We start from the raw sequence: 24190 nt of genomic DNA on the forward strand, positions 1-24190 counted from the left end.
GGGTGCGGGACAGCTCAGCGCAGTGCCGAACAGTCGATGTGCAGCGTCTCAGCCAGCCCGGCTTCGCCCAGCGCGGTGACGCGCACCGCGCGCCCGCTGCCGACGCCTTCGATCCACCTGAGATCCTTCAGGCGGCGGCACAGCTGCGCGCCCGCCGAGCCCCCCAGGTGGACTCGCCGTTCCGTCCAATCCAGACACGGCCGGGCCACCGGCCGCCGCGTGCCGCGCAGCGCGGCCGGGTCCACGCCCATCGGTCCGGTGAGCCACGCCAGACCGGGCTCGGTCAGCGCGAAACCGCCGTCGGCGTTCATCAGGCCGCGCGCGATCATCGCGTCGGTGACGGCCACGCCCAACCGGCCCGCGAGATGGTCGTAGCAGGTGCGGCCGCGGGCCAGCGCTGCCGCGACGGTGGCGGTACGCAGCCCGGTCGCCGGGGCGGCGGGCAGGTCGAGCTGGGCGACCATGGTTTCGAGCAGGTCCGCCACGTGCGGGCCCGCCAGCCGCAGATAGCGATGCCTGCCCTGCCGGTGCTCGACCACCAGTCCGCCGTCGCGCAGGCGGTCCAGATGCTCGGTCGCGGTGGACGGCGCGACCCCGGTGTGGCGGGCGAGCTCGCCCGCGGTCCAGGCCCGTCCGTCCACCAGCGCCAGGCAGATGTCGGCGCGGGTACGGTCGGCGAGCAGAGCGGCCAAGCCCGCCAGTTGGGCTCCTCTGGTCGGCATCCCACCATGATGGCGCGTCGTCGTTTCGGCGGTCGCCGAAACGTCCCGTCGCTACGGTCGCGGCATGACTTCGCCTTCTGCGGTGACGCCGCCGCCGACCGATTTCGACATCTTCCGCGGTCTGCATCACCGCGACAGTCCCCTGGTCCTGCCGAACGCCTGGGACTTCGCCTCGGCCGCCCTGCTGGCCGACGAAGGATTCCCAGCGATCGGCACCACCAGCCTGGGCGTCGCCGCCGCGGCCGGACGCACCGACGGCGCGGGTGTCACCAAGGCGGAGACCTTCGCGGCCGCTCGCCGCATCGCGGGGCTACCGGTCCCGGTCACCGTCGATATCGAGGGCGGTTTCGACGAGCGGCCCGGCGCGGTGGCTGACTTCGCCGAACAACTCGCCGCCTGCGGCATCGCGGGCGTCAACCTGGAAGACGGCCGACGCGGGTCGGCGCTGGCCGCACCGGAGCAGCAGGCCGCGCTGATCGCCGCGGTCAAGGAACGCACGCCGGAACTGTTCGTCAATGCCCGCGTCGACACGCATTGGCTGGGCCTGGATCACGGCTCTACCCACGACCGCGCGCGGCGGTACGCCGCTGCCGGAGCCGACGGCGTCTGCGTCCCCGGCCTGACCGACCCGGCGCGTATCGAGCAGGTCGTAGCGTGCAGTGAAGTACCGGTCAACGTCCTCTATTCGCCCACGGGACCGAGCCTCGCGACACTGACCGAGCTCGGCGTACGCCGGATCAGCACCGGATCGCTGCTGTACCGCGCGGCGCTGTCGGCCGCCCTGGACGTCGCGCGTGCCGTACGGCAGGACGCTGCCGTTCCGTCGGGCATCGTGAGCTATCCCAAGATCCAACGCCTCTTGCCCGCCCAGCTGCCGTCCTGATCGGGAGCCGCCGGAATATCCGCCCGAAAATCCCGGCGATGCTGTCGATCCGCCGGAGGCCCGTTCGTGTAGGTGGTGAGGCCGGCGCCGAGCCGGTCGCGGAAGGAGCGGAGATGAGCAAGATCATCGCGGTGGAGCACCTGACCTTGGACGGCGTCATGCAGGCGCCGGGGCGGGCGGACGAGGACAGCAGGGACGGATTCGCCCACGGCGGCTGGGCGCACCGGCACGACGATCCGGTGCAGGCCGAGGTCTTGGGCAGGCACATGGCAGCGCACCGCGGCGCGCTGCTGCTCGGCAGGCGCACCTACGAGGACTTCGCGGGATACTGGCCGCGGCAAGTCGGCAATCCGATGGCCGAGGCGCTGGACAAGACCGAGAAGATCGTCGCCTCCCGCACCGGAAGCGGACCGCTGCCCTGGCAGAACTCGACCTGGCTCGGCGGCGACGCGGTGACCGCGGTGCCCGAGTTGCGGCGGCGGCAACCGGAGCGGAATCTGGTGGTTCTGGGCAGCGGTGACCTGTTGCGCTCGCTGATGCGCCACGATCTGGTGGACGAGTTCCTGTTGCTGATCCACCCCTTGGTGCTCGGCACGGGTCGCCGCCTGTTCGACGGCGTGGCGTTGGGCCGGCTGCGGTCGGCCGACACCGTGACGACCGGTACCGGTGTCGTCATCACCACCTACCGGCGCGGATGAGGAGGACGAGCGATGAAGCACTACCTGCTCAGCATCTACCAGCCCGATGAAGGCGTGCCGGAGAACCTGGACGAGATCATGCGTGAGCTCGCCGCGCTGAACGACGAGATGCGGGCGGCAGGGGCCTGGGTGTTCGCCGCGGGTTTGCACGCGTCCGGCACCGCGACCGTGCTGCGCGCTCATGACGACGACGTGCTCATCACCGACGGCCCCTACGTCGAGGGCAAGGAGCACATCGGCGGGTTCACCGTCATCCGCGCCGCCGATCTGGACGAGGCGCTGGAGTGGGGCCGCAAGCTCACCGCCGTGGTCGGCCTGCCCATCGAAGTCCGTCCGATCCAGGACGAGTAGATGGGCGAACCCGTGACCGGCTCGGTGATCGAAGCGGTCTTCGCCGAGCACTACGGCCGGGCGGTCGCCAGTCTCATCCGCGTCTTCGGTGACATCGGCGTCGCCGAGGACGCGGTGCAGGACGCGTTCACCGCCGCCGTCCAGCGCTGGCCCGCCGACGGTCTCCCGCCGAGCCCGCCCGGCTGGATCATCACCACCGCTCGGAACCGGGCGATCGACCGCCTGCGCCGTGAGGCCTCCCGCGCGGACCGGCACGCGCAGGCCGCCCTCCTGCGCGCCGAGAACGAGCCGGAAGAGGCGGTGAGCGGCGTGCGTGACGACCGTCTCCGGTTGATCTTCACCTGCTGCCACCCCGCTCTCGCGCCGCAGGCGCAGGTCGCGCTGACCCTCCGGCTGCTCGGCGGACTGAGTACCCCGGAAATCGCCCGGGCCTTCCTGGTCTCGGAAACGACCATGGCGCAACGCTTGGTCCGCGCCAAAGGCAAGATTCGCGACGCCCGCATTCCCTACCGGGTGCCCGCCGACGCGGAGCTGCCCGGCCGGCTACGCGCGGTGCTGGCCGTGGTGTACCTGATCTTCACCGAGGGGCACACCGCCTCCTCCGGCGCGCGGCTGGTCCGGACCGACCTCTGTGCCGAGGCGATTCGCCTGGGCCGTCTCCTGGCCGAGCTGATGCCGGACGAGCCCGAGGTGACCGGCCTGCTCGCGCTGATGCTGCTGAGCGAGTCCCGCCGGGCGGCCCGTACCGGCGCCGACGGCTCCCTGATCCCCCTCGCGGACCAGGATCGCAGGCGCTGGGACCGCGACCTGATCGCCGAAGGGCACGCCCTGGTCCGGCAGTGCCTGCGCCGCGACCGGCCGGGGCCGTACCAGATCCAGGCGGCGATCAACGCGGTGCATGCCGACGCTCCCGTCGCCGCGGCTACCGACTGGGGTCAGATCGTGCGGCTCTACGACCAGCTGGCCGCGCTCACGCCGAACCCGGTGGTCGCGCTCAATCGCGCGGTGGCGGTCGCCGAAGTATGCGGTCCCGCAACGGCATTGGAACAGGTGGACGCACTACCGCTGGCGGGGTACCACTTGTTCCATGCCATCCGCGCCGACCTGCTGACCCGCCTCGGCCGCACCGAGGAGGCCGTTGCCGCCTACGACGCCGCCATCGCCCGCACGGGGAATGTGGCCGAACGGAACTTTCTGGTGCGCAGGCGCGCCGAGCTCGGCGGACAGCAGCCGCGCCGGTGCCATTGACGGCCCGTGCTCACGCCAGGCGACCTCCGCGGCTTCCCGAGCCAGTTGACGGCCCTGGAGTGCGAGTGGCGTCGGCTCAGTGCTTGCGCACCACGCGCTCGCCCTCGCCCGGCTTCCAGATGGTGATGTCGAGATGGTCACCGGCTACCTCCACCGTCGAGGCCCCGGTGAGATCGGCGACGTAGAAGTGGTCGAACTCCTGGCCCCGGATGTCGAAGCCCGTCTCGTCGAAAAGGTGCTGGGCGAAACGGGCGTGCACGTCGCGGTCGGGATTGTCGACGACGGCGCCGAAGAGTTTGGCGTCGCCGTCGGAGACGTTGGTGTCGACGGTGGCGGTATGCAGGCAGAAGCGCGGGTCCCGGGCGAGGTCGCGGAACTTGGTCGTGCCCGGCATTCCCGCGATCACGAGCGACTCCTCGAAGACCCGCGGCTCGATCGGACTGATCCGCGGGGATCCGTCGGATCGGATCGTGCCGAGCATGCAGAGATTGCCCGCCGCGCGATGCCTGCGCAGGAAGACCTCGGCGATGTGCGGTGCTTCGTCGGTGAATCGGCTCCAAGTGGTCATGCCGAGGACGGTACGGCGAAAACTTGCCGTCTCCTGTCAAGGTTTGCCGCTAGTGTCGCGTGCATGCGGGCTAGTCGACTGGTGCAACTGCTGCTGCTGTTGCAGACCCGGGGCCGGCTCACCGCACCCGAGCTGGCCCGGGAACTGGAGGTGTCGGTGCGCACCGTCTACCGCGACGTCGAGGCCCTCTCGGCGGCCGGCGTCCCGGTCTACAGCGAGCCGGGCCGGGCCGGTGGCGTGCGGCTGGTGGACGGCTACCGCACCAGGCTCACCGGCCTCACCACCGACGAGGCCGACGCGGTGCTGCTGACCGGCCTGCCCGGCGCCGCCGCCGATCTCGGGCTCGGCACCGTGCTGGCCACCGCGCAGCTGAAGGTGCTCGCCGCGCTGCCACCGGAACTGCGCGGGCGAGCGACGCGCATCGCCGAGCGGGTGCACGTCGACGCCCCGGGCTGGTTCCACCAGCCGGACGAGACGCCGACGCTCGCGACGATCGCCGACGCGCTCTGGCACGACCGTCGGTTGCGCGTGCGCTACGGCCGCAAGGACAAGGTGGTCGAGCGCTTGCTCGACCCGCTCGGCCTGGTGCTCAAGGCGGGCACCTGGTACCTCGTCGCCCGCAGCGGGTCCACTCCGCGCTCGTACCGGGTGGGTCGGCTCGTCGCCGCCGAACCGACCGGCGAAACCTTCGTTCGCCCAGCCGAATTCGACCTGCGGGCGCACTGGGCCGAGGCCGCCGACGAGTTCGCGCGATCCATGCTGCGTGTGCGGGCGCGCTGCCGGATCGCCGCCACCCATCTGCGCCTGCTACGGCTGACGAACGATCCGGCGGCGGTGGCGGAGGCGCTGGCCTCCGCCGGGCCGCCCGACGCCGAGGGATGGGTGGAGGTGGTGGTGCCGTCGGAGTCCTACGAAGTGCTGGCCCACGGCCTGCTGCCGCTCGGCGAGCACGTCGAAGTGCTGGAACCGCCGCAGCTGCGCGCGCGACTCGCGGCGACCGCCGCCGCCATGCACGCGCGCTACTCGGGAAACCAGGCCCCCCACGCACCTACCCAGGCAGCCCCAGACCCGGCGCGACCACGATCGACCCGCTGATCGCGCCGACTCACCGACCGCAGGACGATTCACCCCGGGCGTCGTCCGCTCAGCGATACGGTTCGACGACCGACCACAGCCTCGGCGCCATTATCGAACGCTCTGATCGCGGGCCGCTCGCGGCGCAGCGGCCCCCGCCGGCGGGCGAGGTTCTGTCGCAGCCAGTTCAGTACTGCCCCCGGCGTACAGCTGGCAGGCATATCGCTCAGCGCAACGTGCGGAAGAACTCCCGCACGTCCGCGATCAACAGATCCGGCGCCTCCATCGCCGCGAAATGCCCGCCGCGGTCGTACTCGGTCCACCGGACGATGTTGTGCGCGTCCTCGGCGAGTTTGCGCACGGACATGTCGCCGGGAAAGATCGCCGCCGCGGTCGGCACCTCGGACTTCTGCACCGGCGCGCCCCATACCGCGGATTCGCTGTAGAGCCGCAGCGAGGAGGCGAACGTTCCGGTGAACCAATACAGGCTGACGTTGGTCAGCAGCGCGTCCCGGCCCACCGCGTCCTCCGGCGCCTCGATCGCCGGGTTGGTGAACTGCCGGAACAGGTCGGCGATCCAGGACAGCAATCCGGCGGGCGAGTCCTGGAGGCCGATGGCCAGCGTCTGCGGACGGTGCGCCTGCACGGTCGCGTAGTCGTAGCGGGAGTAGCTCTCCGCGCCGGTCAGCGTGGCCAGTTTCGCCTGGTCCTCCGCAGACCACTGCGCCTCGGATCCGTCCGCGCCCCAGGATTCGCCGTCTTCGCCGTCCCAGGAAGGAATCGTGATCGGGCCGTTCACGTGTAGGCCGACCACGTGTTCGCGGGCGATATGGCCCAGCCGAGCGGCGATGAAGTATCCCGCGTCGCCGCCCTGTACGCCGTAGCGGTCGTAGCCCAGGCGCGCCATGAGTGCCGCGACCACGTCCGCGAACCGCTCGGTCGAACCCGCACCCGGTTCCGGGGACACCTCGGAGAACGCGAACCCCGGCAGCGAGGGCACGACGAGGTGGAAAGCGTCGGCCGGATCGCCCCCGTGCGCCCGCGGATCGCTGAGCGGTCCGAGCACCTCCAGGAACTCGGCGAAAGATGCGGGCCAGCCGTGCCCGAGCACCAGCGGCAGAGCCTCCGGCTCCGGCGAGCGGACGTGCAGGAAGTGCACCTGCCGCCCGTCGATCGCGGTGACGAACTGCGGCAGCTCGTTCAGCCTCGCTTCCACGGCACGCCAATCGAATTCGGTACGCCAGTATTCGGCCAGCGGCCGCAGGTGGGACACGCGCATGCCCTTGTCCCACCCGACGCCGGGCAGGTCGCTCGGCCACACCGTGGCGGCGAGACGGCGGCGCAGATCGTCGATCTTCTCCTGCGGGATGGCGATGCGAAACGGGCTGATGTCGGATGCGGTAGTCATGCCCGCCACGGTAGGAAGCGCTTAGGACGAGATCGTTCCTAACTTTCCGGCATGCTGGCGGCATGCTGGAAACGTCGGCCCGCCTGCTGGAACTGCTGACCCTGCTGCAGACCCGCCCCGACTGGACGGGGCCCGAGTTGGCGGCGCGGCTCGGCGTCACCGGCCGTACGGTTCGCCGCGATATCGATCGGCTGCGCGAACTCGGCTACCCGGTGCACGCCACCCGGGGCGCCGCGGGGTACCGCCTCGGTGCGGGAGCCGCGCTGCCGCCGCTGTTGCTCGACGACGAGGAAGCGGTCGCGGTGGCGGTCGGGTTGCGCGGCGCCTCCGGCGGCGCCGCGACCGGGCTCGAAGAGGCGTCGTTGCGCGCGCTGACCAAGCTGGAGCAGGTGTTGCCGTCCCGCTTGCGGCATCGGGTGCGCACCCTGCGCGGCGCCACCTTGCGGGTCGGCGCGCCGGTGCCGCAGGTTCGTCCGGACACGCTCATGGCCATCGCCGAGACGTGCCAACGCCACGAACGACTGCGGTTCGACTATCGCGCGCACGGCGGCGCGCTCGGCCCGCGCACGGTGGAGCCGCACACCCTCGTGCACTTCAGCAGGCACTGGTACCTGGTCGGGTGGGACGTGGATCGCGCCGACTGGCGCACCTTCCGGGTGGACCGGATCACCCCCCGGATCCCGACCGGACCACGCTTCACACCCCGTGAGCCGCCGGAAGGCGATGTCGCGGCATATCTTTCGATGCGGCTGTCGGCGCGCGCCTGGCCAGAGCAGGCGACGGTGCTGTTGCACCGTTCGGCCGACGACGCCGCCGACCGGGTGTGGCCCGGGATGGGCGTCCTGGAAGCGGTCGACGAGCACAGCTGCCGCCTGCACGTCGGCAGCGACTCGCCCGAGCAGCTGGTGTGGATGATCACGTCGGTCGACCTGGACTTCACCTTGCTCACGGGTCCGCCGGAACTCGTCGACGCCCTCCGCGCCCAAGCCGTCCGCTGCGAGCGAGCCGTGCGTGCCTTCCCCGCGCCGTGAACGTCGGCTAGCAGCGCCAGGACGCCGGCCAGCGATCGGACTTGCATCGAGTGCTACCGCTCCGGACGATCGACGTAGGAATTCCTGGGCGTCCATGCCGTGACGGCATTGGCGTACATGGTGTTCTCGATCGCGGCGAGGGTGGCGGGATCTTCGCCGCCGAGCGGCGCAGCGGCGCTGACAGGCAGATCGGATTGGAGCCGACCACACCGCCCGCGCGCGAGCGTCCGCATCGCCATAGGCGCGATGCGCATGCCAGAACTCGGAGGCAGCCGCGCATTGCCGGGCACGTAGTCGAACCCGAACGCGGTCAGCAAGCATCAGAAGAACGTGTGCAGCAGATCCACCACCCGCGGTGTCGGGGCGTCGGCGTCATCGATCACCGGGATCAGCCGCCATTTGTCGAAGGCGGTGCACGGATGGGAGAGACCGAGCCGTACGACCGAGCCGAGGGGCAACTCGGCGTCGTCCGGCAACCGGAGGAAAGCGTGCTGGTCGTTGAGCGCGGAGACCGTCGCGTCCGGGGCCGGCGCACCGCCGCGTGGTCCCGCGACGCGCTGCGGAATCGGAAGTCCCTCGTCGAACGGCAGATCGCGTTTGCCGGCATCCAGCAACACGAGCCCGGGCTCCGGGCGCGAGAGGGCACGGGCCCAACCGTGCATCGCCGAGCGCAGCGGCCGCGCGCACTCGGGATCCGCCAGCGGCGACATGCTCGCGTAGAAGCCGTCGTCGTGGATGACATACGCGCCCGAGCGCAGCACGACGGTCGTCGCGACACCCTGCCTGCCCTGTTCGTCGGACAACGGGGCGAGGTATTCCAGCGCCAGTTCCGGATAGGCGCTGCCACCCGCGGTGACGACGGCCGGACCGCGGTATCGCCCCGCCGCCAGCAGTTCCCGGTGCAGGCGGGCGAGTTCGCCGAGGTAATCCCGCGCCGCGCGGACACCGGCTGCCGTGCGGTCGTGGGCGAGCGCTCCTTCGTAACCGCCGACCCCGGCGAGCGTCAGCCGCGCCGCCGCGTCGATAGCCGCCGCCACGGCATGCGCCTGTTCCACCGTGCGTGCGCCGGTTCTGCCGTGCGCGCCGCCGAGTTCCACCAGGACCCTGATCGGCTTCGCGTCCGGGGCGCTGCGCAGATGCGCGTCCATCAGAGCGACCGTTTCGACGCTGTCGGCCCAGCAGAGGAACTCGAACGACGGGTCACGCGCCGATTCCGCCGCCACCCAGCGCAATCCGACCGGATCGACCAGCGCGTTGGCCAGCAACACCCGCGCGACGCCGAAGGACCGCGCCACCTGCGTCTGCCAGATGGTCGCCAGGGTGATGCCCCACGAGCCCGCGGCCAGCTGCTCGGCCCACACCTGCGGCGCCATCGTGGTCTTGCCGTGCGGCGCCAGCCGCACCCCGGCCGCGCGCACCCAGTCGGCCATGACCGCGATGTTCGCCGACAGGGCCGCGCGGTCCACCGTGAGCACCGGCGTCTCCAGCTCGTCGAGCGCCGGTGCGGCACCGCGGAATTCCCGCACGGTCCGCCCCCAGAACGCGGGTGACATGCCCTTGTGTTCGGGACCGATGCGGCGGTCCGCGAGCGCCGCCACCGCTGCTTCGTCGATCGACACGACCTTCCTTCCTCCCGGCCCGGGGCCGTTCGAAGGCTAACCCGAGTTACGCAGGGCGGTGGCCAATCCGTTCATGGTCAGCAGGATGCCGCGCTTCACCAGTTCGGAGTCGTCCCCGGCGCGCAGGCGGCGCAGCAGCTCCACCTGCATCTGGTTCAGCGGCTCCAGGTAGGGGAAACGGTTGTGGATGGACTCGGCCAGCGACGGATTGTCCGCGAGCAGATGGTCGTTTCCGGTGATCGCGGCATGCATGCGCACGGTCCGGGCGTGCTCGTCGCGGATCATGCCGAAGATCTGCTCGCGCAACGCCACGTCGTCCACCAATTCGGCGTAGCGGGCGGCGATGTCCAGATCGCTCTTGGCCATCACCTGCGCCAGGTTGGACAGCACCGTGCGGAAGAAGGGCCACCGCCGGTAGAGATCCGCCAGGGTGGCCAGGCGCTCCGGGTCACCGCCGATCCACTCCTCGAGCGCGGTTCCGGTGCCGTACCAGCCCGGCAGCATCACCCGCGCCTGGCTCCACGACATCACCCACGGGATGGCGCGCAGGTCCGCGACCGTATTCGTCGGCTTGCGCGAGGCGGGCCTGCTGCCGATGTTCAGGTCGCCCACCTCGGCGACCGGCGTGGACTGCCGGAAATACTCGACGAAACCGGGTGTCTCGTGCACCAGCCGCGCGTACGCGGCGCGGGCACGGGCGGCCAGGTCGTCCATGATGCCGTAGGACGGCTCGGCGTCGGCGCCGAGCCCCTCCACGTCCAGCAAGGTCGACTCCAGGGTGCCCGCGATCAGCGACTCCAGATTGCGGTGCGCGGTACCGGGTTCGGCGTATTTCGCGGCGATCACCTCACCCTGCTCGGTCAGCCGCAACGAGCCGCGCACCGCGCCCGCCGGTTGGGCGAGGATCGCGTCGTAGCTGCGGCCGCCGCCGCGGCCGACCGTGCCGCCGCGGCCGTGGAACAGCCGCAGCCGGATTCCGGTCTTGCGAGCGACCTCGACCAGATCCAATTCGGCCCGGTACAGCGCCCAGTTCGCCGCCAGATACCCGCCGTCCTTGTTGGAGTCGGAATAGCCGAGCATCACCTCTTGGCGCATGCCCTGCGCGGCCACCAGATCGTGATAGACACCCACCTCCAGCGCCGCGGACAACGTGGCCGCCCCGGCGCCCAGATCCTCGATGGTCTCGAACAGCGGGACGATGCCCACCGGGCAGCTCGGCGGCCCGTCCGGCTCCCCGGGGTCGAGCAGTCCGCCTTCCTTCAAGAGCAGGGCGGCTTCGAGCAGATCGCTGACCGACGTGCACATGCTGATGATGTAGGTCGGCACCGCCGCCGCGCCGAGCGTGTCCACCACCTCGCGCGCGGCGCGGACGATGTCGAGTTCCTTGACGGCCAGTTCGCTCAGTCGTGCGTGCGGGCCGAGCAACGGGCGGCGGGTCCGCAGCTCGGCCGCGAGCAGCTCCACCCGGCGTGACTCCGGCAGGCTCGCGTAGTCGGGATGCACGCCTGCCCAAGCCAGCAGTTCGGCGACGACCTGCTCGTGCACCTCGGAGTTCTGCCGCATGTCCAGACTCTGCAAGTGGAAGCCGAAGGTCTCCAGGGCGTGGCGCAGCGCGGCCAGCCGATCGTCGGCGAGCAAGCCGTCGCCGCTGCGCCGCAGTGAGGCGTCGATCGCGTCCAGGTCGTCCAGCACCGCCTGCGGAGTCGGGTAGGGGCGCGCCCCGGCGTCCAGTCCGTTCGGCGGAACCTCGCCGAGCGCGGCCAGCGCGGTGGCGGTCAACCGGGCCCGGACATGGTGCAGCGCACGGCGATACGGTTCGTCGGCGTGCGCGGCCGGATCGGGATATCCGGTCTCGGCGAGCGCGGCGACCTCGGGCGTCACAGCGACCAGCCGAGCCGACAGCGAGAGCGTCTTCTCCAGTTCCACCAGCTCGCGCAGGTAACGCTCGAACGCGACGCCCGCCGCGCGGTAGGCGGCCTGACGCACCACCTCGGCGGTGACGTAGGGATTTCCGTCGCGGTCGCCGCCGATCCACGAGCCGGGACGCAGCATCGGGCGCGGCAGCAACTCCACGCCCGGCCAGCGCGAGCGCAGCGCCGCGCGCACCTCGGCGTTGATCGCCGGAATCACGTCGAACAGGGTGAGGTCGTAGTAGCGCAGACCCACCGAGATCTCGTCCTGGATCCGCAAGCGCGCCAGGCGGATCAGCGCGGTCCGCCACAGGCTCAGCACCTGGCGGCGGATCCGCAGTTCCAGGTCGGCCCGTTCGCGCTCGTTCTCGGCATAGCGCTGACGCAGGCGCATCAACTCGGTGATCCGGGCCTGCGCGTCGAAGACGGTGCGCCGGCGCGTCTCCGTCGGGTGCGCGGTGATCACCGGCGACACCAGTGCGTCGGCCAGCAGATCGGCGACCCGCGTCCCGTCCAGCGCCGCCGCGTCCAGCTTGCGGTAGGTGGCCGCCAGCGACGAGTCCTGCGGCGGTTCGCCCGCCGCCTCGTGGGCGGCGCGGCGGCGATCGCGTTGGATGTCCTCGGCCAGATTGGCCAGCAGCACGAAGTAGCTGAACGCGCGGATGAGCGGCAGGGCCACCGCGATGTCCACACCGTCCAGCATCTCCGCGACGGCGCTGCGCTCGACCTCCTCGCGGCGCACCCGGAACGCTTCGATCCGCACCCGCTCGATGAGGTCGAAGACCTCCGGTCCCTCGTGGTCGCGAATGGTGTCACCGAGCACGCCGCCGAGAAATCGGATGTCGTCGCGCAGCGGCCGGATGGCGTCCTGTTCGGTCTCGCTCATCGATTCGCCCATGATCAGACAGTATTGCCCGCCGGGCCGCCGGGGTATGCGACGCGGCCCACACCGGCCGCGATCGGCTCAGCCGGGAAGCTGGGAGAAGCGCAGGTGATTGCCCCACGGGTCGCGGAAGCCGCAGTCGCGCACGCCGTACGGCTGGGAGATCGGCTCCTGCGTCACCTCGACACCGGCGTCGCGCAGCCGGGCGAAGGTGGCGTCCACGGCGTCGGTGGTGAAGATCAGCGTGCCCTGCGCGCCGTTGGCCAGCCGCGCCCGCGCCGCCGCACCGGCCGCCTCGTCCGGCACCATCTCCGGGGTTTCCAGGATGAACTCGATGCCCGGCTGCTTCGCCGGGCCGACGGTCAGCCAGCGCCCACCGGCGAACGGCAGGTCGGCCCGCACCTCGAGGCCGATCACGTCGCGGTAGAACTCCAGTGCCTTGTCCTGGTCGGCGACCAGGACGCCGATGTGGGTGAGGGCGAGATCCGCGCCGTTGCTCATGCTGCTGCTCCTTCTGTTCGTCAGGGTCGGGCAACAGTACAGACGACGCACGCGCGGCGAATTCATCGGCGGCCCGGGGCACTGTCGCAGTCGCCGATCGACCCGATTTCAGCCCGCGTCTCGGGCGGTGAGGTGATCCGCACGGTGCGACAGGACCTGTTCGAGCAGCGACACCAGCACCTGCTTCACCGAATCACGTCGCCTTGCATCGCATTCCAGCACCGGGATCCACGTCTCGAGCTCGAGTGCCTCACGGACCTCGTCGAGATCGAAGCGAGTGCCGCCGTCGAAGCGGTTGACCGCCACGACGAAGGGCGTGCCGCGCGCCTCGAAGTAGTCCAGCACCGGATAGCAGTCGTCGACGCGACTGGTGTCCACCACGATCACCGCGCCGAGCGCGCCGTCTACCAGGTCGTCCCACAGGAAGACGAAACGGTCCTGTCCCGGCGTGCCGAACAGGTACAGCAGCAGTGCGCTGTCCAGGGTGATGCGCCCGAAGTCGAGCGCGACGGTGGTCTGCGTCTTGTCCGCCCCGTGCCCCGCGTCGTCCACGCCGACCGCCACCTCGGTCATCGCCGCCTCGGTCACCAGGGGCTCGATTTCCGATATGGCCCCGATGAACGTCGTCTTCCCGACGCCGAATCCGCCGCTGACCACGATTTTCACCGAGGACGGCATGGTCGGCGCGCGTGTGTCAGAGTGCCCGGACAAGGTCCCTGATCCTCTCGATGGCGGCGGCGGTGAGCTGATCGGCGGCGCGCACGGTCACGTGTCCGGTGGCGGCCAGATCGCTAACGACGACCTTGGCGACCCCGATCGGGACGCCGAGCGCGGTGCCGATCTCGGCGATGGAATGCGGCCGCTGGCACAACCGCACGAGGGTGCGCTGCTCGAAGCGCAGCGGTGCGGACAGCGCGGCGGGCTCGGCCCGCACCAGCGTCTCGACGCGCAGTCCGCCCAACAGCGGTGTGGTGCGTCCGGCGGTGACCACGAAGGGACGCACGAATCGGTCGTCGCCCCGAGCCGGTTCGTATCTCATCGCCGCAGCGACTCACGCAGCTCGGCGATGAGCGCGGGATCCAGCAGCGCACCCGCGCGGTCGGCGAGCACCGCCATCTCGTAGCCGACCAGTCCGACATCGCAGCCGCTGTCGGCGATCACGCCGAGACAGCTGCCGCCGCCCATGGCGGACACCAGCAGGAATCCGCGTTTCATCTCGATCATGATCAGCTTCAAGCCGTCGAAGGAATAACTGCGCGAAGCGCTTCTGGAGAGCCCGACCAGCCCGGACACCATGGCGGCGAGCCGGTCGGCGGAGGCGCGGTCCAAGCCGTCGGACATGGCGATGAGCAGCCCGTCGGAGGAGACCGCGACCGCCTCTCGCACACCGTCCGTGTCTCGGACGAAGTTGGCCAGCAGCCAGTCGAACGTGTGCTGGTCGGCGCTCGGTATGGGGGTGGTCACCGGATCTCCTCTGCCATGGTCGCTGCGGATCGGAATTCGTTCGCCGCGCCGCCCGCGCGGAAGCGGTCGTCGCATTCGGCGGCGCGCCGTGCGGGCGCGCCACGCTGATGTCCTGACCGGAAGGCCGACAGCATGCCGCGGATCTGCTCGGGTGAGCGCTCGACCGCGGGGGTCGGCTCCGGCCGGGGTACCGGGTCGGGACGAACGCCGGTGGTGGCGGCGCGGGCCTTCTTGTTACGTTTGACCAGGCCGTTCGCGGTGTGTCGCACGGATGCTTCGTCCGCCTCGGATCCCGCTGCCGCGCGGGGTGCTTCGGCGGCGCCGACGCTCGCCGCCGGCTCGGATCGTGCGGAACCGAACTGGGTGCCGTCCGACGACCCTGCCGGAACCGTTGTGTGAACTCGGGCAGTCGCGGTCATGCGCGACATCGGCGAACTCGAATCGCTGTGCCTGGCGGAGCGGGGCGCGGGCGCACGCGGGTCGCCGCGCTGTTCCTGCTCCGCCTCGAGCATCCCCGGCGGCAGCGTCAGGCGCGCCACGATGCCGCTCACCGGCGAGACGCTCAGTTCGACCCTGATGCCGAGCCGCTCGGCGAGCCTGCCGACCACGTAGTGACCGAGATTGCGGGTCGGCGCGACGACGAAATCCTGCTCGCCGCGCAGTCGCGCGTTGGCCTGGGCCAAGTGGCCCGGGGGCATGCCGACACCGTGGTCGACCACCGCCAGCAGATATCCGTTCGGTCCGGCACGGCCGTAGATCTCCACCTCGAGATCCGGCGGGGAGAACGCCAGCCCGTTCTCGATCAGCTCGGCGAGCATGTGGGCCAGCTCGCTCGCCGCGGCACCCGCGACCAGGGCATCGTCCATCCGGCGCAGCACCACCCTGCGGTAGTCGTCGACCTCGGACAAACCGGCGCGGATCACGTCGCTGAGCGGAATCGGTTCCGCCCAGCTGCGCGGACTGGCCTCGCCGACCAGCACGAGCAGGCTCTCGGCGTTGCGGCGCATCCTGGTGGCGAGATGGTCGAGTTCGAACAGATTCGACAGCGCCTTGGGATCGAGCTCTTCGCGCTCGAATTCGCTGATCAGGCCGAGCTGGCGGCGCACGAGGTTCTGACTGCGGCGGGCGAGGCTGACCATCGACTCGGTGGTGTTGCGGCGCACCAGCGCCTGCTCCGACGCGAGGTCGAACGCGGTGGATTGCACCCGATCCAGCGCTCGGGCCACGGCGGCGATCTCGACGCCCGCGCCCGGCGGCGCTCGCACCGGGGCGGGCGGGTCCGGCGGCCGGGTGTCATCGCCGGTGCGCCAGGCGGAAATCACCTCGGGCAGCCGTCTGCTCGACACGTCGTCGGCGTCCGCGGCCAGCGTGGCCAGCGGCCGCACGATCGCGCGCACCGCGGCGACGACCAGCGCCACCTCCAGCGCGATCGCCGCCAGCGCGGCGAGCACGAACGCGCCGAGGATCAGAGCGGCGTTGCGGCGCAGCGCCTCCGCCCGCTGCCGGACGTCGTCGCCGACCGCCTGCTGCACGGTGCGCTGCTCGTCGATGACCGCGGTCATCCGCGCCCACCAGGTGATCGGATCGACCGGTCGTGCCAGCGGTCCGGCGCTGGAGGCGATCGCGATGTTCTCCGACTCGGCGGCCGCGACCGCGTCCGCGCCGTCCAGCACGGCGTCCAGGCGCGCCTGTTGGGCCGAGGTCGCGTCGCGGGCGAACGCGGCCAGACCGGCCAGCTTGGCCGCCCGGATGTCGAGGAACTGCGCGTACTCGCCCGGCCCGAAGGCATCCGAGGCGAAGACGCCGTTCAGGAAGCCGCGTTCGCGGGCCGTCTGCTCCTTCGCCTCACCCAGCGCGTGCAGCGCTTGCAGCCCGTGCCGGATCGCCGGGTCGGCGGCCTGGTCGAGGCCGAGGGACAAGCGGTTCAGCCCATCGATGGCGTCGGTGTAGAACTGGAACGCCGCCTGCCGGGATGTGCGCCGCTCATCGATCCCCGAGCGGGTCAGGTCCAAGTCGGTGAGCGGCCGAGCGGCCGCCCGCACCCGCTCCGCGCCGGGCGGACCGTCCGCCGAAGCCTGCCGCAACGTGCGCAGGGCGCGGTCGACCGCGCCGCGCTGGTCGTCGACCGGCTGCCGCAAGCGCTGGTCACCGCCGAGCAAGCCATTGGTCAGGCCGCGCTCGCGCTGCGTCTCGTGCACGAGATCCGCCACCGCCAGCGCCAGCGACACCGCGGCCACCGTGTCCCGGCTCTTGCGGTACGCGTCTACCTCGCGCGCGACCATCCCGCCGAGAAGGGCGAGCACCAGAACGAGCGAGACGACGAGGATGCGAGCCAGCTGCCCGCGGATGGTCCGCGGACGCACGATTCCACTGCCCGGTACGCGGCGTGCACCGTCGGGAGCGCGGAGCGGGACAACTGTTGTGCCCCCGGAATTCTCCGGTCGTCCAGGTGACCGCACCACCCTCTGCTCCTCCGATCAGCCGCCGCGCCTGCTCCACAGCGAGCACACGGAAATCAAGGGCAAACTGTCACAGGGCCACCGCGCCGTCAACGCGAGAATCAGACAAATCAGACAGTGTGCGGACTTCTAAACACACTGGCAACGAAGAGTTACGAGCACGACAAACCGACACCCGTGCGCACGCGAGCGGACGCCGAACCCGTTGGCTCGTATCCACCTTCGCCCGCCGCGAACCTTCGGGCGACTCCGATAGAACGGGCGCGCGGCGAATTCGTCGGCGGCGAGACCCGAGTTTCCGGCCGCCGCCGAAGCACTCCGCTCAGCCCGCGTTTCTGGCGACGAGGTGATCCGCCCGGTGCGCCAGCACCTGTTCGAGCAGTGCGACCAAAACGTCTTTCACCGAATCCCGTCGCTTCGCATCGCATTCCAGGACGGGGATCCAGTCCGCGAGTGCGAGCGCCGCACGCACCTCGCCGAGGTCGGCGTGGGCGCCGCCGCGGGCGTGGTTGACCGCGACCACGAAGGGCGTGCCGTGTCGCGCGCAATAGTCCAGCACGGGATGGCAGTCGTGGACGCGGCCGGTGTCCACCATGATGACCGCGCCGAGCGCGCCGTCGGCCAAATCGTCCCAGAGCCAGGCGAGATCACCCGCCCCCGGCGCGCCGAACAGGTACAGCAGTAGGGAGCTGTCCAGGTCGATCCGCCCCACGTCGACGGGGACGGTGGTCGGCTTCCAGTCCGCCCGGCGCTCCGGATCGTCCAGGACGACGATCGGCTCGGCCGTCTCCGCCTGGGTCACCAGCGGGCCGATCTCGGAGACGGCCCCGACGAACGTCGTCTTCCCGGCGCCGAGTCCGCCGCTCACCACGATCTTCACCGAGGACGGCATGGTCTGCTTTCGCGTGTCGCAGTGCCAGGACAATGGCGCTGATCCTCTCGATGGCAACGGCGACGCGCACATCACGTGTCGGGCGGCCCGGTCGCGGACGACGGCTTGCCGACCCCGATCGAGACTTCCAGCGCGGTACCGATTTCGGCGATGGAAATGCGACCGCCGGCACAGCCGCACGAGAAACGTGGTACCCGTCCTCGCCCGCCGCGAAACCTCGCGGTGCGACTCTGATACAGTCCGGCGCGACACACCGGAGGGCAAGAGGGCTGGATGGCGCACCGAATCACGTTGGTTCCCTTGGCAATAGCACTTGTGCTCGGAGCGGCCTCGTGCGGCGACGAGTCCGGCGGGGCACCGGCGACCACCACCACGCAGGCCGCGAGCACCGCCACCCAGCTGTTCGATCCCTGCACCGGCATCCCCGACTCCGCGCTGACGAGCGCGGGCCTCGATCCGGCGAGCAAGCAGGTCGGCGTCGGCGGGGTCGAGCAGCCCGGCTGGGAGATCTGCGGCTGGAAGGGCGCCGACTTCACCCTCGGCGTGTTCTCCAACGGCATGTCCGTGGCCGAGTTCGAGCGCAAACCGGGCAATGTCGATTTCCAGGACGTCACGATCGGCGGGCGCACCGGACGGCAGTTCCGCGTCGACGACGCCGCCAAGGACCAGATGTGCGACGTGCTCTTCCCCGCTCGCCAAGGCCTGCTGCAACTGACGCTGGTCAACAAGACCGCCGAGCAGAACCCCTGCGAACGCCTCGCGACCGTCGGCGAAGCGATCGTCCCCACCCTGCCGAGATGACCGGTATGCGACCTCAGCCACCGAGGATGTCGAGCACCTTGTCGGAGGTGTAGAAGGGGGCGAGGCGCTCACGGATCAACCCGGCGAGCACTCCCTCCCGCTTCGCGCCCTCGATGACCGCCGGTCCGTACCGGAGGATCTCCTGCATGATGTCGTCACCGGTGAGGCCGAGTTCGGGCAGCATGGCCGCCAAGGTGTAATCCCCGTACTTGGTGAAGAACACCTCCACACACTCGTCCAGGAGCAGGCCGAAGTATTCCTTCTCGCGGGTGGTGACGGCGATCTCGTAGCACAGCAGCACCAGCTCGTTGAGGTCCTTCCGGCTGAGGTATTCGCGCAGGCCGCTGACCGGTTCGTCGGCGTGCAGATCCCAGAACTCCATCGCGGCGGCGTGCACCGGCGCGTCGCGCAGCATCTCGCGAATGGCGTTGTTGGTGCGCTTGAGCGCGAACAGCGCGCCCTTGCCCGCCAGATCGCCGACGAACGTGCTGTCGGCGGCGACCTTCTTGGCGCGATTGGCCGCCGACTGGCCCAGCGACATCAGCGAGGAGACGCCGGGGATCTTCTCGGCGCGCTCCCGGTTGGCCTGCATGAAGTCGTTGATCAGCTTGTCCACGAACTTCGACGCGACGGTGGCCACCAGCGGGCTCTCGGTGAGCCGGTCCAGAATGCGCTCCTGCGCCTGGTGCATGCCGAAGATCTTCTCCAGCAGTGCCTCGACCGGCTCGCGATCGACCACCTCGCCGAGGGTGTACTCGTCGTTGGCGGCGATGTGGTCGTAGATGGAGTCGGCGAATACGCCGACCATGTCGGCGAACACCGGACTGCCGCCGATCAGCTCGACGACGGTGCGGACGGTCTGCTTGGCCTGCTCGATCTCCACGACGTCCCGGAAAACGAGCGTGTCGGCGACTCCGAGCACGGCCTCGGTATCGCGCGCGATCACCTCGGCGAAACGTTCGCCGGTCACCTCCGCGAGCAGGAATTCCACCTGGGCGTCCAGTAACCGTTCGGCGATCTCACGCGGCTCGCTCATCGCATTCCACCCATCACTGTTGTCCGGCGCGCCCGGCCCGGCTCACGGCTGGTGCGGGTCGATGTCGTTGCCGTGCAACGATTTCCGGATCCGATCCAGGCGCTCACGCGCGGCCTTCTCGCGTGCCTGCCATTGTTCGTCCACGCTGCGGCCCGCTGGAGTCTGCCGGTCGAGTTCGCCCATCCCCTGCGCGGTGCCGTAGCGCTGCTCGACCTTATCGCGAACTGACTCGAAAGTAGGAACACCGGAAGCCGAATATCCGCCGCTCGCGGGGTCCCCGGCGATACCCGGCGGCGGTACCGGTACCGCCGGTACCGCAGAACTGCCGCCTACCTGGCCGGATACGTCCGGAGCTCGCCGAGCGGACGCACCGGCATCAGCGGAGGTGGTAGGAGTCACATCCTCGGCGGCCCGCGCATCACCAGCCTCCGACAATCCGGTCAGCGCCGCGTGGACCGCCGCGAAACCAGGACGCCCCGCCGTGGCGACCAGCAGGACCCCGGCCAGCTCCGCGTCGGACAGCCCCGCCAACCGGCTCACGATTTCGCTGTTGTCGCTCATACCGCCAGGCTACGCAGGCGCACCGCCCGCCGTTCACGACCGCACGAGCGCACCCGCCCACGCACGCACCAGGTCGTACCAGGCCGAGCCGCCGACGACGATCAGATCGTTGTGCCCGGCCCCGGGGAAGACGACGAGCCGTTTCGGCTCCGGCGCGGCGGCGTAGAGCCGGTGCGCGTGCCGCAGCGGCAGCAGTTCGTCCTGGTCGCCGTGCATGATCAGCACCGGGGCGCGCAGCGCGCGGATGCGGCGTTCGTTCGGGTATGCGTTCGGCACCAGCGGGGCGGGCAGGAACGGATACACCGACCGAGCCGCATCGCGCAGGCCGCTGAAGGTGGACATCAGCATCACCCCGGCGGGCGGATGATGCTGCGCCAGCTCGAGCACGACCCCGCCGCCGAGGGATTTGCCCAGGTACAGCACCCGGTTCGGATCGACGCCCGGCTGGGCGAGCAACGCCCGTCGCGCGGCGTGCGCGTCCAGGTAGGTGCCGTGCTCGGTCGGTCTGCCGGTGCTGCGCCCGTATCCGCGGTAATCGAAGGCCAGCACGTCGAAGCCGGCCTCGGTGAGCAACGCGAAGATCGGCACCCGGTCACCGAGATTGCCCGCGTTGCCGTGCGCGAACAGGATGTGCCCGACCGAATGCGCGGCGGGCATCCACCACGCGTGCAGCGTTTCCCCGTCCGGGGTGCGCAGGGACAGGTCGGTGTACGCCATGCCGAGCAGCGCCGGGGTCTGCAGCAGCGTCCGTTCCGGCAGATACGTCAGCGCGTTGAGGATCGGACGGGCTGGATGTCGCATGCCCACGTTCTTACTCCTGGGGAGCAGAGACCGGGTCCGGCGGGTGCTGGGACACCGGCGGGTCACCGCGCTTCGATCTCATGACCGAGGCGACGGCGACACCGGAAGATCGGCTCGAAGCGGCGGCCGACCGTCGAGCCTCACGGGCGACGCTTTCGACCGGCGGCGACGATTCATGCCCGGGCCTGGCCGGATGCGTTCGGCATCGGCGAACGCGGGCGCGTTCGCCGCCGCACGCCGCTCGTCGCCTCGGCCGGGCGACCCAGCCGCGACCGGCGGACACCCGCGCCAACTAGACCGTCCGACAACGAGCGCCGGAAGACGGCGGGCGGGTAACAACGAGGCCGTACGCGCTCAGCCGCACGGCCTCTGTCGCTACGAGAACTCGGTCTCAGCCACACAGCACCGCGCCCATGGCCTCACCCGCGCAGCACCGCGACCACGGCCTCAGCCACACAACACCGCGCCCACGGCGTCAGCCACGCAGCACCGCGCCCACGGCCTCACCCGCGCAGCACCGCGCCCACGGCCTCACCCGCGCAGCACCGCGCCCACGGCCTCACCCGCGCAGCACCGCGCCCACGGCCTCACCCGCGCAGCACCGCGCCCACGGCCTCACCCGCGCAGCACCGCGCCCACGGCCTCACCCGCGCAGCACCGCGCCCACGGCCTCACCCGCGCAGCACCGCGCCCACGGCCTCACCCGCGCAGCACCGCGCCCACGGCCCTCACCCGCGCAGCACCGCGCCCACGGCCCTCACCCGCGCAGCACCGCGCCCACGGCGTCAGCCGCCACCGCGACCGCCGCGTCGCGCGCCGCACTGGCCTCGTCCTCGGTGAGGGTCCGGTCGGCGGCGCGGAAACGCAGGGCATAGGTGAGCGACTTGCGTCCCTCGCCCGCCTGAGCGCCCTCGTACACGTCGAACAGTGCGATGTCCTCCAGCAGATCGCCGCCGCCGGTGCGCAGCGCGGCCTGCACCGACGCCGCGGGAACCGTCTTCTCGACGCTCACCGAGACGTCCTGGAGCACCGCCGGGAACGGCGACACAGTCGGAACCGGCCGGGCTTCCCGCAGCGGCAACGCGTCCAGGTCGAGTTCGACGGCGCAGGTGCGCGGCGGCAGACCGGAACGTTCCAGCACGGCGGGGTGCAGTTCGCCCGCGTAGCCGACGACCGTGCCGTCCACCACCAGTTCGGCGCAGCGGCCGGGGTGCCAGGGCAGGTGTGCCGCCGCACGGCGCTCGATGGTCACCCCGGCCGCGTCCGCGACGGCGTCGGCGAGAGCGAACGCGTCGGCGGCCTCGACCGGACGGCCCGGCCCCCACGGCCCGCGCGGCTCGCGGCGGCCGGTCAGGACAGCGGCCACGTGCACCGGCTGTTCGGGCAGCGAGTCGAGCAGCTCGGCGATCTCCTCGTCGGTGGGGCGACGGTCCACCGGCAGCGGATCGATCGCCCTGGTCCTCGCTCCGGGCAGCACGACCTGCGCGATGCCGTAGATCGCCAGATCACGCGCGCCCCGCGAGATATTGCGGGCGGCCACCTCGAGCAGACCGGGCAGCAAGGTGGTGGCCAGCTCGGCGCGCTCCACGTCCAGCGGATTGAGCACCTTCGTGGTGGCGCGGCGCGGGTCGTCGGCATCCAGGCCCCAGGTGTCGAACACCCCGGCGGGCAGGAACACCGGCGGCGGAACCTCCACAGCGCCCGCGAACGCCAGCGCCCGGCTGACGGCGCGGCGACGACGCTGGGTGGCCGTGAGTCCCCGCCCGGCCGGTGCGGCGGGCAGCACGGACGGGATCTGCTCCAGACCCTCCAGCCGCAGCACCTCTTCCACCAGGTCGGCGGGCTGAGCGAGGTCCGGCCGCCAGCTCGGCGGGGTCACCACCAGCTGGCCGTGCCCGGCCTCGCTGACGCCGACCTCGACGGTGCAGCCGATCTGGGCCAAGCGGCGCGCCGAGGTCCCCGTCGGGTACGTAACGCCCGCGACGCGGTCGGCCAGGTCGATGTCGATCCGGATGGGCTCGGGCACCGGAAGCGGGGCCCGGACGTCGGTCAGCACGGGTTCGACGGTGCCGCCGGCGATCTCGGCCAGCAGCGTGGCCGCCCGGTCGAGCGCGGCGACGTTGATCTCCGGATCGACGACCCGCTCGTACCGCTTACCCGCCTCGGACACCAGCTTGTGCCTGCGCGCGGTGCGGTAGATCTGCAGCGGGTTCCAGGTGGCCGCCTCGAGCAGGATGTCGGTGCTGTCCGCGCCGACCTCGGTGCTCGCCCCGCCCATCACGCCGGCCAGCGAGATGACGCCGGAATCGTCGGCGATCACCACGTCCTCGGCGTCGAGCGTGCGCTCCACGTCGTCCAGGGTGCGCAACGTCTCGCCCGCGTGCGCGGCACGGACCACCAGCCCGCCCGCCACCCTGGCGGCGTCGAAGGCGTGCAGCGGCTGCCCCAGTTCGAGCATCACGTAGTTGGTGACGTCCACCGCGGGCGAGATCGGACGCACGCCCGACAACAGCAGCCTGCGCTGCAACCACCACGGGCTCACCGCGTTCGGGTCGATGCCGGTGACCCGGCGCGCCGCGAAACGGGTGCACTTCGAATCCGGCTCGACCCGGATCGACCAGGCTTCCCGCTCGTGGTCGGGCAGGGTCCGCACCGCCGGGTCGGCGTATTCGAGATCGAAACCGCAGGCCAATTCGCGGGCCAGGCCGCGCACCGAGAAGCAGTAGCCCCGGTCGGGCGTGATGTTCAGCTCGATGACCGTGTCGTCCAGGCCGAGCAGCGCGTTGGCGTCGGCGCCCGGCTCGGCGGTGCCCGGCTCCAGCACCAGGATGCCGGAATGGTCCTTGCCGATGCCGAGTTCGGCGACCGAGCAGATCATCCCGTTGGAGACGTGGCCGTAGGTCTTGCGCGAGGTGATCTCGAACCCGCCGGGCAGCACGCCGCCGGGCAGCACCACCACCACCAGGTCACCGACCTGGAAATTCCGTGCGCCGCAGATGATCTCCTGCAGCTCGGGCTTGCCGATGTCCACCTTGCAGAAGCGGATCGGCTTCTTGAACTCGGTGAGCTCGGTGATCTCGGCGACCCGGCCGACCACCAGCGGCGGCTCCCCGCCCTCCGGGCCCGCGACCCGCCGGAGCTCGTCGACCTCTTCGACTTCAAGCCCGACCCGGACGAATCCCGCGTCGAGCTCCTCCGGCGTCACCGACCACTCCGGGTTGGTGCGCTGGATGATGTCGGTCAGCCAGGACTGCGCTACTCGCACTTGTCGTTTCGCTCT

General features: G+C 71.0%; 23 protein-coding genes. 7 read left to right on the forward strand and 16 right to left on the reverse strand.

Annotation, left to right across the window (positions count from 1 at the left end; genetic code table 11):
• Window positions 1–14: 14 nt before the first annotated feature.
• The gene (locus QMG86_RS21060; protein ID WP_281874334.1) at window positions 15–722 is read right to left on the reverse strand and encodes an ArsR/SmtB family transcription factor; all 708 of its coding nucleotides are present in this window, start codon (window positions 720–722) and stop codon (window positions 15–17) included.
• A gap of 64 nt (window positions 723–786) precedes the next feature.
• Between QMG86_RS21060 and QMG86_RS21065 the strand changes: the two genes are divergently transcribed.
• The 4 genes from QMG86_RS21065 (at window position 787) to QMG86_RS21080 (ending at window position 3902) form a co-directional block, all read left to right on the forward strand.
• Window positions 787–1605, forward strand: a complete 819-nt coding sequence (locus QMG86_RS21065; RefSeq protein WP_281874335.1) for an isocitrate lyase/PEP mutase family protein — start codon at window positions 787–789, stop codon at window positions 1603–1605.
• A gap of 113 nt (window positions 1606–1718) precedes the next feature.
• Entirely contained in the window at window positions 1719–2303 is a 585-nt protein-coding gene (locus tag QMG86_RS21070) for a dihydrofolate reductase family protein (protein WP_281874336.1), read from the forward strand.
• A gap of 12 nt (window positions 2304–2315) precedes the next feature.
• On the forward strand, window positions 2316–2654 hold the full coding sequence (locus QMG86_RS21075) for a YciI family protein (protein WP_281874338.1): 339 nt from the start codon (window positions 2316–2318) through the stop codon (window positions 2652–2654).
• Window positions 2655–3902, forward strand: coding sequence for an RNA polymerase sigma factor (locus QMG86_RS21080; RefSeq protein ID WP_281874340.1), 1248 nt, complete (start codon window positions 2655–2657; stop codon window positions 3900–3902). It begins immediately after the preceding gene.
• A gap of 76 nt (window positions 3903–3978) precedes the next feature.
• Here the strand turns inward: QMG86_RS21080 and QMG86_RS21085 are convergent, their stop codons facing one another.
• A complete protein-coding gene (locus tag QMG86_RS21085) occupies window positions 3979–4470 on the reverse strand; it encodes a pyridoxamine 5'-phosphate oxidase family protein (RefSeq protein ID WP_281874342.1) in 492 nt (163 codons plus the stop codon).
• Between the two features lie 63 nt (window positions 4471–4533).
• Between QMG86_RS21085 and QMG86_RS21090 the strand changes: the two genes are divergently transcribed.
• On the forward strand, window positions 4534–5565 hold the full coding sequence (locus QMG86_RS21090; RefSeq protein ID WP_281874344.1) for a helix-turn-helix transcriptional regulator: 1032 nt from the start codon (window positions 4534–4536) through the stop codon (window positions 5563–5565).
• Window positions 5566–5770: 205 nt separating this feature from the next.
• Here the strand turns inward: QMG86_RS21090 and QMG86_RS21095 are convergent, their stop codons facing one another.
• The gene (locus tag QMG86_RS21095; protein ID WP_281874346.1) at window positions 5771–6952 is read right to left on the reverse strand and encodes an epoxide hydrolase family protein; all 1182 of its coding nucleotides are present in this window, start codon (window positions 6950–6952) and stop codon (window positions 5771–5773) included.
• Window positions 6953–7014: 62 nt separating this feature from the next.
• On the opposite strand from QMG86_RS21095, the gene QMG86_RS21100 reads away from it, so the two are divergent.
• The gene (locus QMG86_RS21100) at window positions 7015–7983 is read left to right on the forward strand and encodes a helix-turn-helix transcriptional regulator (RefSeq protein WP_281874348.1); all 969 of its coding nucleotides are present in this window, start codon (window positions 7015–7017) and stop codon (window positions 7981–7983) included.
• Window positions 7984–8036: 53 nt separating this feature from the next.
• Here the strand turns inward: QMG86_RS21100 and QMG86_RS21105 are convergent, their stop codons facing one another.
• The 9 genes from QMG86_RS21105 to QMG86_RS21145 form a co-directional block, all read right to left on the reverse strand.
• Window positions 8037–8300: a hypothetical protein gene (locus QMG86_RS21105; RefSeq protein ID WP_281874351.1), complete on the reverse strand. Its 264-nt coding sequence runs from the start codon at window positions 8298–8300 to the stop codon at window positions 8037–8039.
• Window positions 8301–8303: 3 nt separating this feature from the next.
• Complete coding sequence (locus QMG86_RS21110) at window positions 8304–9596, reverse strand: type III PLP-dependent enzyme domain-containing protein (RefSeq protein ID WP_434086210.1); 1293 nt, start codon at window positions 9594–9596, stop codon at window positions 8304–8306.
• Between the two features lie 42 nt (window positions 9597–9638).
• A complete protein-coding gene (ppc, locus tag QMG86_RS21115) occupies window positions 9639–12410 on the reverse strand; it encodes a phosphoenolpyruvate carboxylase (RefSeq protein WP_434085604.1) in 2772 nt (923 codons plus the stop codon).
• A 66-nt stretch (window positions 12411–12476) separates the two neighbouring features.
• The gene (locus tag QMG86_RS21120) at window positions 12477–12896 is read right to left on the reverse strand and encodes a VOC family protein (protein WP_281874355.1); all 420 of its coding nucleotides are present in this window, start codon (window positions 12894–12896) and stop codon (window positions 12477–12479) included.
• A 108-nt stretch (window positions 12897–13004) separates the two neighbouring features.
• The gene (locus QMG86_RS21125) at window positions 13005–13574 is read right to left on the reverse strand and encodes a GTP-binding protein (RefSeq protein WP_281881049.1); all 570 of its coding nucleotides are present in this window, start codon (window positions 13572–13574) and stop codon (window positions 13005–13007) included.
• Between the two features lie 16 nt (window positions 13575–13590).
• Window positions 13591–13935, reverse strand: a complete 345-nt coding sequence (locus tag QMG86_RS21130; RefSeq protein ID WP_281874357.1) for a DUF742 domain-containing protein — start codon at window positions 13933–13935, stop codon at window positions 13591–13593.
• Complete coding sequence (locus tag QMG86_RS21135; protein ID WP_281874359.1) at window positions 13932–14360, reverse strand: roadblock/LC7 domain-containing protein; 429 nt, start codon at window positions 14358–14360, stop codon at window positions 13932–13934. Before QMG86_RS21135 ends, QMG86_RS21130 begins: the two co-directional genes overlap by 4 nt.
• On the reverse strand, window positions 14357–16723 hold the full coding sequence (locus tag QMG86_RS21140) for a sensor histidine kinase (protein WP_281874360.1): 2367 nt from the start codon (window positions 16721–16723) through the stop codon (window positions 14357–14359). The genes QMG86_RS21135 and QMG86_RS21140 overlap by 4 nt, the downstream gene beginning before the upstream one ends.
• 418 nt (window positions 16724–17141) lie before the next feature.
• Window positions 17142–17744, reverse strand: coding sequence for a GTP-binding protein (locus QMG86_RS21145; protein ID WP_281874361.1), 603 nt, complete (start codon window positions 17742–17744; stop codon window positions 17142–17144).
• 267 nt (window positions 17745–18011) lie between these two features.
• On the opposite strand from QMG86_RS21145, the gene QMG86_RS21150 reads away from it, so the two are divergent.
• The gene (locus QMG86_RS21150) at window positions 18012–18512 is read left to right on the forward strand and encodes a DUF3558 domain-containing protein (protein ID WP_281874362.1); all 501 of its coding nucleotides are present in this window, start codon (window positions 18012–18014) and stop codon (window positions 18510–18512) included.
• Window positions 18513–18525: 13 nt separating this feature from the next.
• Here the strand turns inward: QMG86_RS21150 and QMG86_RS21155 are convergent, their stop codons facing one another.
• The 4 genes from QMG86_RS21155 to pheT all read right to left on the reverse strand — a co-directional run bounded on the left by QMG86_RS21155 (window position 18526) and on the right by pheT (window position 24175).
• A complete protein-coding gene (locus tag QMG86_RS21155) occupies window positions 18526–19548 on the reverse strand; it encodes a hypothetical protein (RefSeq protein ID WP_281874364.1) in 1023 nt (340 codons plus the stop codon).
• A gap of 42 nt (window positions 19549–19590) precedes the next feature.
• Window positions 19591–20109, reverse strand: coding sequence for a PspA/IM30 family protein (locus QMG86_RS21160; RefSeq protein ID WP_281874366.1), 519 nt, complete (start codon window positions 20107–20109; stop codon window positions 19591–19593).
• A gap of 33 nt (window positions 20110–20142) precedes the next feature.
• Window positions 20143–20910 carry an alpha/beta hydrolase gene (locus tag QMG86_RS21165; protein ID WP_281874368.1) on the reverse strand — a complete coding sequence of 256 codons (768 nt, stop codon included), beginning with the start codon at window positions 20908–20910 and terminating at the stop codon, window positions 20143–20145.
• A gap of 757 nt (window positions 20911–21667) precedes the next feature.
• Window positions 21668–24175 carry a phenylalanine--tRNA ligase subunit beta gene (gene pheT / locus QMG86_RS21170; RefSeq protein ID WP_281874369.1) on the reverse strand — a complete coding sequence of 836 codons (2508 nt, stop codon included), beginning with the start codon at window positions 24173–24175 and terminating at the stop codon, window positions 21668–21670.
• Between the last annotated feature and the right edge of the window lie 15 nt (window positions 24176–24190).

It is taken from the genome of Nocardia sputorum, assembly GCF_027924405.1.
GTDB classification, from domain to species: Bacteria; Actinomycetota; Actinomycetes; order Mycobacteriales; family Mycobacteriaceae; genus Nocardia; species Nocardia sputorum.